Origin of the sequence: uncultured Intestinimonas sp. (assembly GCF_944387725.1) — a bacterium.
Taxonomy (GTDB): domain Bacteria; phylum Bacillota; class Clostridia; order Oscillospirales; family Oscillospiraceae; genus Intestinimonas.
This window is the reverse complement of record NZ_CALXGA010000063.1, coordinates 1-12,429: the sequence shown is the minus strand read 5'-3', so window position 1 is coordinate 12,429 and position 12,429 is coordinate 1. Positions and strand designations below refer to the sequence as shown.

Here is a 12,429-nt window from a genome sequence, read left to right as displayed (position 1 = left end):
GTACGCCTTGCGTTTCTTTTCTTTTTTCATATCCACATTCTACTACTTCTTTCCCCATTTGTGAATACGGTTTCTTAGTCCTCCCTGCCCGCTCCCCAAGGCCAGAGCGCCCCCCCACGGTCAAAAGTGGGGCCGCGTTTTTGGTGGTTCTGGCTATCGCTGTCCGCCGGAAAATGTGGTAGTGTTGGCCCCAGGAGGTGAGGCCAATGGAAAATCGGAAGGAGCTCCTGGACTATGCCATCAGCCAGCTCATCGAGCTGGCCATGCAGGAGCTGGGAGAGACGCCGGAAGAGGACGCGGCGGAGGAGCGCAAGGGGAAAATTTCCGACCAGATCAGCCGGGATACCCGGTTGAGCGGAGAGCAGCGGGCGCTACTTCTGGAATGCTGCTCCCTGCTGGAGGGCCTGGCATACCGGCGTCTCCGGCACATCTATTGCCAGGGCTTGTTTGAAAATTGGCAATGTGCCCAGCGGCGAGGGGTTTTGGCCGCTGGCAAGCAATTTTGACGCAGGAATCCTGACGGATTGCAAGGAAAAATTGCGCCGCCCAGGGGGCAAAAGACCCGCCGGTTGGGCATGTTGACAGGTTCAAACAAGCCCTAAGATCAGACATCCGAACAAACAAGGGGCCGTTTTCCAAAAGGGGCAGACGGCCCCTTCTTTTTTGTCCGCTTTCGGGAAAACGCCCCTGGAAAAGGAGGAAACCATGAAAAACGTGTGGAAATCACTGGACACGCCGCCCGCGCCGCAGCTGAAGCGGGCCCTGGCGGGCCTGGGGCCGCCTGGGGAGGGAGGCGGAGCCCATTATCCCCTGGGTGGGGGGCAAGGAGAAGCTGGCTCCCTATGTCTGCCAGGTCCTGCCGCCCCGGTTCTCCCCGTACATCGAGCCCTACGGAGGCGGCGGGGCCGTGCTGCTGGGCCTGCCCAGGGACCCCGGCCGGCTGGACATCTACAACGACTACGACGGGGACCTGGTGAACCTCATGGCCTGCGTCCGGGACCGGCCCCTGGCCCTGCTCAAGGAGCTCAAGTTCCTGCCCATCCTGGCCCGGGGGGAGTTCGAGCTCCTCAAGCGGATTCTCCGCCACGACGAGATCCTCTCTCAGGCTCTGGAGAGCGAGAGGGAGATCGCCCGGACTGAGTTCCCGCCGGAGCAGGCGGAGGAGCTGCTGGAGATTCTGCGGGAAAAGGCGGCGTGGATGGACGTGCGCCGGGCGGCGGCCTACTACCTCACCAGCCGGTACAGCTTCAGCGGCACCCGGTCCTCCTTCGGGGTCCGGGCCGTCCTTCTGGACCGCTTCTTCGGTCAGATCCAGGAGGCTTCCCGCCGGCTCCAGGGAGTGGTCATTGAGAACAAGGACGGGGTGGACCTCATCCGGGAGCGGGACGAGCCCAGCGCCCTGTTCTACTGCGACCCGCCCTACTACCAGGCGGAGCGGTGCTACCAGGCCCGCTTCGCCCGGTGGGACCACGCGCGGCTCCACCACGTCCTGCGGCAGTGCCAGGGGTACGCCGCGGTCTCCTACAACGACTGCCCGTATATCCGCAGCCTCTACAAGGACTTTTACATCCTGGCCTTCCGGAGGCAGGAGCCCCTGGCCCAGCGGGAGGGGGCGGAGTACGGCGAGCTCATCCTCACCAACTACGACCCCCGGCCCTTCCTGCGCCGCCAGGTGAGCCTCTTCGACAGCCCCGCCGGGGACAGCGGCATGGAGCTGGTCCACATTCCCGAAAGCCCCTTGAAAATCATTGCATAGGAGTTGATCCAACATGACAGAAAAGCTGACCTTCACCCTATTCCACGACCCGGCCAGAGGGACCCTGACTCTGCCCCGGGCCGCCCTCCGCCTCTCCCGGCTCTCCGGGGCCCGGCGGCTGAAGCTCCTGGCCTGCCCCGGCGGCCTTCTGCTGCTCCGGGACGTCCCCACCGTCCGGGAGGCTGTGGCCCTCCTCCGGCTCCTCTCAGACCGCTCGGTCTCCCTCCTCCTCCGCCTGTCTTTCGCCAGCCACGGGGCGGAGGAGGTCCCCGCCTGGGTGGACCGGCTCCAGGGCCAGGAGGCGCAATTCCTGGCCCTGCTGGAGCACAGCGGCGTGGACCTGGAGGGCCTACAGGGCCTGCTGCGCCAGGAGGGTGAGGAAGATGGATGAAACCTATCTCTACCCCTACTCCCAGGCGGATGCCCGCAGGCTGGGGGAATTGTCGCTCTGGGAGGCGAGTTTCCAAGCCAATGTGTCCTGCGCCAGAGACACGGAAGCCGCGATTCGTGACTACAGCAGTACAGATGGCTCCCTGCGGCCCGAGGCGTCCCAGAGCATCCTGGACCGCTGGGGATTCCGGCGCACTATTTTCGTTTTGGCCAACACACTCCGGGACGCCGCACCGAGCTATGAGCAGTATCTCAGCGCGGAGAACCGCCAGTGGCAGAAAAGCGCCTGTATCCCGGATGACGGCATCCACAACCGCTATTTTGCCGTGGATACCGCCGGCGCCAGTCTGGACGCCTTTGCCGGTCAGGTGCGGGAGGCGTATGGCAAGCTGGAGCTGTTCGGGCCGGAGCAGTGCGAACCCCACTCCGGCACGGACCTGGACTACCAGGGCAAGGTGCTGGTGCTGTCGCCGGCCACCCTTAAGGAGTCCTGCTGGAGCCCCCAAAATCAGCTCTGGTACGCCCATGACGGCTTCGGGTGCAGCCCCACAGCCAGAGGCCGGTCCATCCGCTGCACCTGCCTGGGGGACGGCGAGACCGCCCGCTGGAACCGGACGGATTTTGTGGGGGTGATGAAAGAGGAGCGCCTGCCGGAGTGGGCCCAGGACAGGCTGGTGGAGCTGGGGCTCTGGCCGGCCCCCATAGACTGGGCGGCGCAGGCCGGGGGCCCCGCCCAGAGAGACGGACCCGACTTGGAAATGAGGTGACAGAGTGAAAGAGCGTTATTATGTCCTCCCGGACCTGCGGGCCCTCTGGGAGCGGCGGCCCCGGGAGGACTGGGGCCTGACCTGTCACGGGCTCCCGGCGGACGCCCTGGCGCGCTACCGGGCCCTGCCCCGGCGGGGAATCAAGTCCCTGGGGGTCTTTCAGAAGGGGGAGGCCCTGGAGCTGGCCCGGCGCCTCCCCCTCTTCCCGGAGGACCGGGAGGGCGAGGACGTGCTGGTGGTCCCCCAGGACCCCGGCCCGGCCTGGTCCGGCCAGCGGGTCCAGAACCTTCTGACACAGTGCGGGGAGATCCTCCGGGCCAGATATGAGCTGGAGGACCGCCGCCTTCTGCCCGTCCCCAGGGGCTGTAAGCTGCCGCCCAGACTGGCGGACAAGTACCTCTGGTTCCATGAAGAAAAGCCGGCGAAATCCATCCGATGGCTCTATGTGGCGGGGCTGGGCTGGCTCTCCCCCGCAGAGTTTCAGCGGCGGTACGGAGCGCTGGATGACCGCTCCCCCTGCTACCCCCTGGTGGTGAAGTACCAGGCGGACGGTGTTACAGACCAGGGCGGCTACGCCCCCCTGGAGGTGGAGCCCGCCGGCTACGGCAGCAGCACCCGGGCCGTCTCCGCCACCCGGACCTACCCAAACCTGGCCAGCCAGGATACCCAATACCTGCCCAAGACCATCCAGGACAATGGCCGCAGCCTCACCCTCCAGGGCGTCACCTGGCAGCGCACGGGAGGGGGACACTTCACCGCCACCGCCACCTACACCGGCACGGCCTCCAGCAGCTATGTCACGGGCTACACCGTCACGGCGGACTATGCCGGAACCGTGAGCCGCATCGCCCTGGACCGGGTCCGCTACATGGCCATCTTTGAAGGCGCACCTCTGGAGCCCACCCTTCCCATGCTGGAGGAAGCGCTCCCCAGAAGCGCCGGCGGCTTTCCCTGGCACTATGTGGCCCTCCCTGCGGCCGGGCTGCTGCTGGTGGGCGGCGGCGTGGGGACCGCCCTGTGGGTCAAGCGCCGCCGGGAGGAAGGCATATGAGAAGCAGATGGGCGCTTCCCCTTCTGTCCCTGGCCCTGTGCGGCCTCCTCACCTGCCCGGCGGGGGCCCTGGAGTATGCCATCTCCGCCCCGGAGGGGGCCGGCCTCGGCCCTCCCACCTCGGTGGAGCCGGTCCAGACGCCGGACGGCGGGGCCAGGGCCAATGAAAATTTGAGCAAAGACGCCGCCCTGGTCCCGCCAGGCTTTGGGACCCCCACCAGCTATCTCCCCGGCAGCGGGGTCTACCTGACCCCGGACCTGGCCCCGGAGGCCCTCCAGGTCCCGGTCCAGGGCAGCGGGCCCGCCCAGACCCCGCCCCCGGTCTCCGGGGCCTCCGCCCCGGCTCAGTCCGCCGCCCAGGTCACCGTCACCTGGTCCGGCGACAGCTTCACAGAGGTGACGGAGGAGCTCTTCTGTGCGGACGGATCCCTGGGGACCCTGGAGATCCCAGCCATTGGCCTAGGGCTTGTTTGAAAAATGGCGATGTGTCCGGCAGCGAGGGATTTTGAGCCGCTGGCAAGCAATTTTTTCGCAGGAATCCTGGCGGATTTCAAGGAAAAATTGCGCCGTCCAGGGGACAAAAGACCCACCGGTTGGGCATGTTGACAATTTTCAAACAAGCCCTAACGGTAAACGTGTACCAGGGGACGGACAGTTCCACCCTGCTGAAGGGCGCGGGCCATTTTGAGGAGACCAGTATCTGGGAGGGCAACTGCGCGATCGCGGGACATAACCGGGGCGTCCGGGACGACTTCGGGGCGCTGCACACCCTGGAGCCGGGGGACGCCGTGATCTGGACCACCAAATTGGGGACCCGGACCTATGAGGTGGTCTCCGCAGAGCAGGTGGACGTGCTGGACCGCAGCGGCCTGGCGGCCTCTCAGGAGGACCGCCTCACCCTCTATACCTGCGTGGCCGGGGAGCCGGATCTGCGTTGGGAGGTGATTGCCTTACACTGACCCGGACGCCATAAAGTTTCTTCCGAGGCTTCTGCCGCCGGGGTTCAACCAGAAGTCAAAAAATATTCAGCCGCTGGGGCGGGCCGGAAAACGGTCCGCCTGTTTTTTGTCAGACCAACGATTACAAGGAGAACGCCATGAAAAAAGCGATCACAATTTTATTGGCCGCCGCAATGGCCCTGGGCCTTATGGTCCCTCTGGCCGGCGCGGCCACCCTGCGGAACAGCGCCACCGTAACTGTGAGCGTGTCCTCCCGGCGGGAATATCTGAGCAAGTCCACCGGGGGAACCATTGGCGGGGGCTACTGGGAGTACACCAGCAACGACGGCATCCAGGGCACGGCCTACTGTGTGAACTGGGGCCTGCTGGGCCCCTCCTCCTCCAAACGCCTGCCCCTCCAGGCATATAACCGCTCCCCCCACACCATGGGGGCCTTCGCCAACGGGTATCCCCAGAGGTCCCTGGAGCAGTTCCAGGAGCTCCACGCCGGCGACGTGCGTGGGATTGAGAATCTGACGGAGGTGGAGTACCAATACGCCACACAGCTGGCTGTCTGGGCCACCTGCGGGCAGTTGGCCGTCCCAGGGACCGCCTTCACCGCCGGTCGGGCCTCTGTGGTGGTCCCCACCTCGGACGCCCAGCAGATCAGAATCTACGACTCCATCGCCGCCATCCTCCAGCAGGCCTCCTCCTGGACCCAGACCCTCTACACCGGGATGTACCTCCGGGCGGAAGAAAACGCGGATATTCGGGGCGTGGAGATCGTTCACCGGTCTGGTCTGGAGGGCGCCGCGAACAGCGGCCAGGACGGCATCCGGAAGGAGACCATCGGCGGAACAGAATACTACACCCGCACCCTGTACGTCTCCTCCGCCACCTCCACCTGGATCGACGGCTATACCACCAAGGTCTACTCCACCGACGCCCCCCAGGGGACTATTTTTACCGCAGAGAACGGAAGCCCTCTGGAAACAGAACAGCAAAATGGCATCACCTATTATAAGGTGGACACCAGCCAGTACCGGGAGACCAGCCTGAACGCCAACGGCATCGAGTTCTACGGGGCCTTCAAGCTCTGCCTGCCGGTGGACAGCACGGCGGAGGAGGGCGCCCTGACGGTCAAGGCCCTGGGCGGCGCGGCCCAGTACAATTTGTACCTGGCCTACAATTCGGACGCCTCGGAGCAGTCCTTCATCGTCTCGGACCCTGGCTATATCACCTGCGACGCCGTTATGCCCGTCTCCTGGACCCGGACAGGGGCGGACACCGCCAGTCTCCGCCTCGTCAAATCCGGGGAGGGCGGCGCACCCCTGGAGGGGGTCTCCTTCACCCTGACGGGCGACCGGGGCACGGTGGTGACCGGCGCCACAGACCGGGACGGGGTCATCACATGGCAGGACCTGCCTGTGGACGAAAGCTACACCCTCTCCGAGGACGCCGCCCCGGAGGGCTACACCCTCATGGACCCCGTCAACCTCACCCTCACCCCTGGGACCAACTACAAAACGGTTGTCAATCATACGGAGCGCGTGTTCACCATCCGAAAGGTGGACGCTCAGAACGGCTCCGCCCTGGAGGGGGCGGTCTTCCGCTTTGAACAGATCGACGGGGACTATGTGACCACCGCCGCCACGGGCTTCGACGGCGCCCTCCAGTTTGTGGGGGACGCGCTGCCCTACGGCTCCTACCGGGTTACGGAGGTGCAGGCTCCGGCTGGCTATGAAAAGGACGCCGCCGTTGAGACGGTGGAGTGGGACGGCGCCCAGGACGTCACTCTGACCTTCCAGAATGTCCGCCAGCCTGCCCTCATCGTCTCCAAGGTGGACGGGGTGACCGGCGTCTCTCTGCCGGGGGCGGTTTTTAACCTCTATAAAGATGGGGCGCTCATTGGCTCAGCCGCCACCAACGATTCCGGCGAGTTCCGCTTCCCCCTTGTGGCGGGGGAGGGCTATTACGAGGTTGCGGAGACGGTGGCCCCGGACGGCTACCAGTTGGACCGCACCCGGCACGGTATCTACATTGATCCCTATGATCCACAGACCCAGGAGGACCCCGTCCTCACGGTGGAGAACTTCAGCCATCCCTCCCTGCGGATCATCAAGGTTGACCAGGCCAGCGGGCAAAGGATGCCCGGCGTCACCTTTGCGCTCTACCACGACGGAGCCCTTTATGACACCCTGACCACCGGCGAACAGGGCGAAATCAACCTCTACAACGCGCCCGCGGGCGCCTGGCTGGTTCAAGAAGTGGCTGCCGGCGATGACCATGTCGTCAACTCCATCCCCCAGCAGATTGAATTGGAGGCCGGCCAGCGGGAGACACAGACTCTGGTGTTTTTCAACCAGCGCAAGCCGGGCATCCATCTGGTGAAGGTGGACAGCCAGACCATGCGGTCCATTCCCGGCGTCCGCTTTGAATTCAAGCAGGTGGGCGGCAGCTTCCGGCAGGAGTTTGTCACCGGCGAAAACGGTGAGATTGATCTGTCCAAGCTGGAGCCGGGGGCCTATGAGGTCCGGGAGCTGGAGGCGCCGGAGGGCTACCTTGTGGACGATGGCGTCCGGGTGGTCCAGATCCGGCCTGACGAAACCGCCAACTTTGTCTTTACCAACACGCCGATGCCCTCCCTGCGGCTGATCAAGGTCAGCTCGGACGGCGCCCCGCTGGCCGGAGTCCATTTCCGCATTGCCCGCGTTGAGGACGGGAGCCACTACCTGGACCGTGTTACAGATGAAAACGGGGAGATCAACGTCTCCGGCCTGGAGCCCGGCGTCTACTCTGTGGTGGAGACCGCCACTGTGTCCGGCCACATCCTGGACACGGGGGAGTTCCATGTGGAGCTGTTCCCAGGGGAGACCAGCACCCTCACCATAGAAAACCAAAAGCGCCCCAGCCTGGTTATTTACAAAACCGACGCGGACACAGGAGCGCCCGTCCCGGGTACGGTGTTTCTGGTGGAGGCGGCCGGCGGCCACAGCGTGGACGAGGTGAAGACAGACACCCAGGGCCGGGCAGTGCTGGACAACCTGCTGCCCGGCGTGTACCAAATCTCGGAGAAGTCCGTCCCGGCCCCTTATCTCCTGGACGCGGAGTCCCAGATGGTGACCCTGTACGCCAACCGGGAGCATACGGTCTATTTCGAGAACCACAAAAAGCCCACGCTCACCATTCAGAAGGTGGACAGCATTACCGGCAGCCCCATTGAGGGGGCCAAGTTCCAGGTCTGGTACGGCTCCAATGATACGGAAACCGGGGAGCTCGATGACCTGGGGACTTACTTCACCGGCGCAAACGGCCAGATTGTGCTGGAGGATTTGCGGGACGGCTGGTACCGGGTCACCGAGCTGGAGCCCGCCCCCGGCTTTACCATCCGGGAGCCCGCCACCCAAGAGTTTTATATCCAGGGCGGGGAGAGCAAGACCGTCACCTTCCAGAATGTGCCCCTCAGCGCCATCGCCAAGGAGGACCAAACGAAATGAATCCCTTATACGCCGCCTACGGCAGCAACCTTCACCTGGGCCAGATGGCCCACCGGTGTCCCGGGGCCCAGACCGTGGAGACCGCAGTACTGGAAAACTACCAGCTCCTCTTCCGGGGCGGAGACGGCCACGGGGTGGCTACAGTGGAGCCCATGGCCGGCAGCTCCGTGCCCATCCTGCTCTGGACCATCACCGGCCGGAACGAGCAGGCCCTGGACCACTATGAGGGCTGGCCCCACCTCTACGGGAAGGAGACGCTGACCTTCTCCGGTGAGGACGGGCCGGTCTCCGCCATGCTCTACCGCATGACCCCCGGCCACCCGGCGGGGCGGCCCTCCGACTTTTACTACAACATCCTTGAGGAGAGCTACCGGGCCTGCGGCTTCCCTGTATCCGGCCTGGAGCTGGCCTTGGAGCGGACATTGGAGGCGATGGCCCAGGAGCGCTGTCAGGGGATGCTCCCGCCATGGTGAGCGCGGCGGCGGTGGCCAAGGCCGCCGCAGTAGTAATCACAGACGAACGAGCCAGAAGGGCGGCGGGGTGGCTCATCATGGCCATCCTCTCGCCCCTCATCGTGGTCCTGGCCCTGCTCTGCTCTCTGGCCTCCGGCGCGGCGGAGCACAACACCTCCGCCGCAGAGCTGAGCTTCCAGGAGGGGACCCTGCCCGAGGTTGTGCCGGCGGAATACCAAACGGTCGTCCTCTCCATGCGGGAGAGCTTCGCCCTGCTGGACCAGGCGGCGGAGGCATTGCAGGCCCAGATGGAGGAGGGGGCGGAGCTGGACCTCCTCCAGATCAAGGCCGCCTGCTTTGCCCTGGGCTTCGGGGCGGGGACCCTGACTCAGGAGGAGGCTGTGGCCTTTGCGGACTGCTTCGTCACCTGGGAGGAGCGGACCGCAGAGGAAACAGAAGAGACCGTGCTGGTCCCGGTTCCCCTGGAGGACCCGGACCAGGTATGGGCCCGGCTGGAGGCGCTGCTGGCGGTGGAGATCAGCCCGGAGACCCGCGCCAACGCCCAGAGCGTCTATCAGCTCATTCGCTATGGGCAGGTGGACGAGGGGGCCTGGAGCGCCGGGCCGCCTCTGTTCTCCCCGGAGGGCTTCTGCTCCCCGGTGGGGGCGGGCTGGGAAAACATCATCACCTCTGAGTTCGGATACCGGCGGGACCCCTTTACCGGGGAGACGGCCGGCCACAGCGGCATGGACCTGGCCGTCCCCACCGGCACCGCCGTCCGCTCGGCCCTGGCCGGTACCGTCACTGCCGCCCGCTATGACAGCAGCTACGGCTACTACGTCCACATCGACCACGGGGGCGGCCTCTCCACCCTCTACGCCCACTGCTCCCAGCTCCTGGTCCGGGCCGGCCAGACAGTCCAGGCCGGGGAGGTGGTCGCCCGCTCCGGCAGCACCGGCCGCTCCACCGGCCCCCACCTCCACTTCGAGGTCCGGGTCAATGGGCAGCGCACCGACCCCAGATACTACTTGCCAGAATCTTAGAAGGAGGAATCTGCCATGCGTCAGGCATCTGTCACTGTCAGCTTCGAGCAGGAGCGGCTGAAAGCCCTGCGGTTCTATGCCTCCAAGCGGGGCGCCGGCCTGGAGGCCGAGCTGGCCGCCTACCTGGAGAAGCTCTACGAGCGCTATGTCCCGCCCCAGGCCAGGGAGTACATCGAGCTGCTGGCCCAGGAGGAGAGCCCCAGAGCCCAGCGGGCCCCAAGAGCGGAGTGCGCCGGGGCAGTGGATACCGGTCCGGCGTGAGCCTTCCGCTCCGTCGCCCCCGTGTGGGCCCTGTGTGCCCTTTTCGGGGGCGGGGTGGGGTGGCTGCCCCTGGCGGGAGGTTTGGCCCGTGTTAGGCCGGTGTGAGCAGACCTTCCGAGGGGGGAAACCCACCGCCGGAGGGTCAGCGGAGGCGTTGGATTTTAGAACAAGATAAAGGACCGCCGTGGTAAACCCCGGCGGTCCGGCCACAAAGCCCCGCAGTGCGGGGCTTTTTCGCGTTCGGAGCACCGCCGTTCTGGAGGGGCTCCTGCCGCCCCAGAGCGGTGGTGATTTCCGAAAGTGCCGGTGTTCCAAGGGGTATCCGCCCCTGTGGACCGCCGTGCTCAGAAGGGAGGGCAATATGAGTGAGAAAAACCGGAAAAAGATGACCCTCTGGCTGAAGCCGGACCTGGTGCGCCGGATGGACGGCTGGCTGGAGGAGGACAACTGTAAGACCAGGCGGGAGTTCATCGAAAGGGCCCTGCGGTTCTACATGGGCTATCTGGCCACGGAGGACACCACGGAATATCTCTCCCGGGCCCTGGTGGACACCCTCCGGGGCATTGTGGAGCAGCACGACCACCGCCTGCGCTCCCTGCTCTTCAAGTGGAGCGTGGAGCAGAACATGATGGCCCACACCATCGCCGCCCACTTTCGGGCGGACCCAATCGACCGCCGGGAGCTCCGGGCCCTGGCTGTGGATGAGGTGCTCCGCACCAACGGCCAGGTCAGCTTCGACCAGGCCCTAGACGTCCAGCGCCGCTTGATCGACGAGGAGGATGAGGAGGACGAATGGCTCGACTGGTCCTGATCTCCCCCTACCTCAAGGGCGGGAAACAGGCCCCCCGGCTGGCCAATCTCACCCGTTACCTTGCCACCCGCCCCGGCGTGGAGCAGATGGAGGATCGCCGGGACCGGCCGGCCACAGAGGAACAGAAATCTGGCATCCGGCGGCTCCTCCGCGCCTTCCCGGCGGCCGGGGAGCTGCTGGAGTATGAGGACTACCAGGCGGCCCCTACCCAGGGGAACGCGGACGCCTTTCTCCAACAGGCCCGGGAGGAGTTCCTGGAGCCTCTGGACCAGCGGGAGAATTTTCTGGCGTACATGGCCTATCGCCCCGGCGTCCAGAAGGAGGGGGACCACGGCCTCTGGGACGCCGGCGGGAAGGTCCCCAACCTCTCCCCGGCCGTCCGGGAGGTGGCGGAGCACCAAGGCAACGTGTGGACCCCGGTGATCGCCCTGCGCCGGGAGGACGCGGAGCGGCTGGGCTATGACCACGCGGAGGCGTGGCGGGACCTGGTCCGGGCTTGCCTGCCGGAGATCGCCCGGGGCTACAAGATTCACCCGGACCACCTCCGGTGGTACGCCGCCTTCCATCGGAAGGAGAGGCAGGTCCACATCCACATGGTGGTCTTCTCCACCGACCCCAAAGAGGGATACCTCACCAAGGCGGGTATCCGGCAGGTGAAGTCGGCCTTCGCCCGGAGGATCTACCAGCAGGACCTCCTCCACGTCTACGAGCAGAAGACGGCGTACCGGGACACCCTCCAGCGGGAGGCCAGGCAGGCCATGACAGAGCTGATCCGGCAGATGAAAACCGGAACAGCAACAGAGAGCCCGAAGCTGGAGCTGCTCCTGGAGGAGCTGGCAAAGCGGCTGAGGATCACCAAAGGCAGGAAGGTGTACGGCTACCTGCCGCCCCGGACCAAGGCGGTGGTGGACGAGATCGTGGACCTCCTGGCCCAGGACCAGCGGGTGGCGCGAGCTTACAGGCTCTGGTACCAGATGCGGGAGGAAATCTGCCGGACCTACTCGGAGGACCTGCCGGAGCGGCTTCCCCTCTCCCGGCAGAAGGAGTTCAAAACCGTGCGGAACATGGTGGTGCGGGAGGCCCTGGGGCTGAGCATGGAGACGCCAGCCAGCGTGGAGCAAGCGCCCTCTCAGTCCACAACCACTGAGCACGCTCAGGAGGGACCCACCCGGCACAGCTCCAGCAGCAAACCCGCTGCGGCCCTTGCCGCCGCGCGGCTGCTGCAAAACCTGGGCCAGCTTTTCGAGGGCAACTGCAAAACGGACCTCATGCACCGGGGCATCCAGGTGGACCGCAAGCGCCGCCGGCAGCTCCTGGAGAAGCGCCTGGCCCTGGGCCACATGGCAGACGATTATGAAGAACAGCAGATAAGGTAATGGGGCACGGATCGCTCCGTGCCCCATCCCGCTCATTCATCCAGCTTATGAAAGGAATCCAGCCTAGGGCTTGTCTATAACCCGTCCA

13 protein-coding genes are annotated in these 12,429 nt (G+C 65.5%); all 13 read left to right on the top strand.

Annotated elements, in window-relative coordinates:
* Nucleotides 1-206 precede the first annotated feature (206 nt).
* The 13 genes from Q0K09_RS08765 (at nt 207) to mobP3 (ending at nt 12,341) form a co-directional block, all read left to right on the top strand.
* The gene (locus Q0K09_RS08765) at nt 207-506 is read left to right on the top strand and encodes a hypothetical protein (RefSeq protein ID WP_294475365.1); all 300 of its coding nucleotides are present in this window, start codon (nt 207-209) and stop codon (nt 504-506) included.
* A 308-nt stretch (nt 507-814) separates the two neighbouring features.
* A complete protein-coding gene (locus tag Q0K09_RS08760) occupies nt 815-1,756 on the top strand; it encodes a DNA adenine methylase (protein ID WP_294475363.1) in 942 nt (313 codons plus the stop codon).
* A gap of 13 nt (nt 1,757-1,769) precedes the next feature.
* Complete coding sequence (locus Q0K09_RS08755; protein ID WP_294475361.1) at nt 1,770-2,147, top strand: hypothetical protein; 378 nt, start codon at nt 1,770-1,772, stop codon at nt 2,145-2,147.
* On the top strand, nt 2,140-2,913 hold the full coding sequence (locus Q0K09_RS08750) for a DUF3849 domain-containing protein (protein WP_294475360.1): 774 nt from the start codon (nt 2,140-2,142) through the stop codon (nt 2,911-2,913). The genes Q0K09_RS08755 and Q0K09_RS08750 overlap by 8 nt, the downstream gene beginning before the upstream one ends.
* Before the next feature lie 4 nt (nt 2,914-2,917).
* Nucleotides 2,918-3,964 (top strand): hypothetical protein, encoded by a 1,047-nt coding sequence (locus Q0K09_RS08745; RefSeq protein ID WP_294475359.1) that lies wholly within the window; start codon nt 2,918-2,920, stop codon nt 3,962-3,964.
* Nucleotides 3,961-4,437: a hypothetical protein gene (locus Q0K09_RS08740; protein ID WP_294475358.1), complete on the top strand. Its 477-nt coding sequence runs from the start codon at nt 3,961-3,963 to the stop codon at nt 4,435-4,437. The genes Q0K09_RS08745 and Q0K09_RS08740 overlap by 4 nt, the downstream gene beginning before the upstream one ends.
* Before the next feature lie 125 nt (nt 4,438-4,562).
* Complete coding sequence (locus Q0K09_RS08735; RefSeq protein ID WP_294475357.1) at nt 4,563-4,922, top strand: sortase; 360 nt, start codon at nt 4,563-4,565, stop codon at nt 4,920-4,922.
* Nucleotides 4,923-5,059: 137 nt separating this feature from the next.
* The gene (locus tag Q0K09_RS08730; RefSeq protein WP_294475356.1) at nt 5,060-8,398 is read left to right on the top strand and encodes a SpaA isopeptide-forming pilin-related protein; all 3,339 of its coding nucleotides are present in this window, start codon (nt 5,060-5,062) and stop codon (nt 8,396-8,398) included.
* The gene (locus tag Q0K09_RS08725) at nt 8,395-8,871 is read left to right on the top strand and encodes a gamma-glutamylcyclotransferase family protein (protein ID WP_294475354.1); all 477 of its coding nucleotides are present in this window, start codon (nt 8,395-8,397) and stop codon (nt 8,869-8,871) included. Before Q0K09_RS08730 ends, Q0K09_RS08725 begins: the two co-directional genes overlap by 4 nt.
* Nucleotides 8,865-9,893 (top strand): M23 family metallopeptidase, encoded by a 1,029-nt coding sequence (locus tag Q0K09_RS08720; RefSeq protein ID WP_294475352.1) that lies wholly within the window; start codon nt 8,865-8,867, stop codon nt 9,891-9,893. The genes Q0K09_RS08725 and Q0K09_RS08720 overlap by 7 nt, the downstream gene beginning before the upstream one ends.
* Before the next feature lie 15 nt (nt 9,894-9,908).
* Complete coding sequence (locus tag Q0K09_RS08715; RefSeq protein ID WP_294475351.1) at nt 9,909-10,154, top strand: DUF6103 family protein; 246 nt, start codon at nt 9,909-9,911, stop codon at nt 10,152-10,154.
* 361 nt (nt 10,155-10,515) lie between these two features.
* Nucleotides 10,516-10,965 carry a hypothetical protein gene (locus tag Q0K09_RS08710; RefSeq protein ID WP_294475349.1) on the top strand — a complete coding sequence of 150 codons (450 nt, stop codon included), beginning with the start codon at nt 10,516-10,518 and terminating at the stop codon, nt 10,963-10,965.
* Nucleotides 10,947-12,341 carry a MobP3 family relaxase gene (mobP3, locus tag Q0K09_RS08705; protein ID WP_294475348.1) on the top strand — a complete coding sequence of 465 codons (1,395 nt, stop codon included), beginning with the start codon at nt 10,947-10,949 and terminating at the stop codon, nt 12,339-12,341. Before Q0K09_RS08710 ends, mobP3 begins: the two co-directional genes overlap by 19 nt.
* The last annotated feature ends 88 nt before the right edge of the window (nt 12,342-12,429 follow it).